The sequence below is a fragment of the Methylobacterium sp. C33D genome, from assembly GCF_053345825.1.
Genome location: NZ_JBKFAV010000141.1, coordinates 1 through 389, shown reverse-complemented (window position 1 = coordinate 389; position 389 = coordinate 1). Strand labels below are relative to the sequence as shown.

The window sequence follows — 389 nt, the reverse complement described above, 5'->3', positions numbered from 1 at the left end:
CCCTGACCAGCGCCGGCAACTCGCTCAACTCCGCGGCGAGCACGCTGGGCTCGAACCTGTCGGTGGTTCAGAACCGCCAGGACTTCTCCAAGCAGCTGATCAACGTGCTGCAGACCGGCTCAGCCAACCTGACGAATGCCGACCTGAACCAGGAGGCGGCGAACTCGCAGGCGCTGTCGACCCGCCAGTCGATGGGCATCTCGGCCCTGTCGCTGGCCAACTCCGCCCAGCAGGGCGTCCTCCAACTCCTGCGCTGAGTCTTGGCCCTGAGATAGAAACGGCGGCCGGGGCGATGCTCCGGCCGTTCGCGTTTGCGGCGCGCATTCTGGAAGTGCGCGAGTTTCCGAAGAAAGTGCCATGACCGACTGCCGCACGATCACAAGGCTTCG

Annotated in this window: 1 protein-coding gene; it reads left to right on the top strand. The window is 65.3% G+C overall.

Annotated elements, in window-relative coordinates; all coding sequences use genetic code 11:
- The coding region (locus ACLBXO_RS31760) for a flagellin (protein WP_447687851.1) at positions 1-257 on the top strand (257 nt) is incomplete at its 5' end.
- Positions 258-389: the final 132 nt, after the last annotated feature.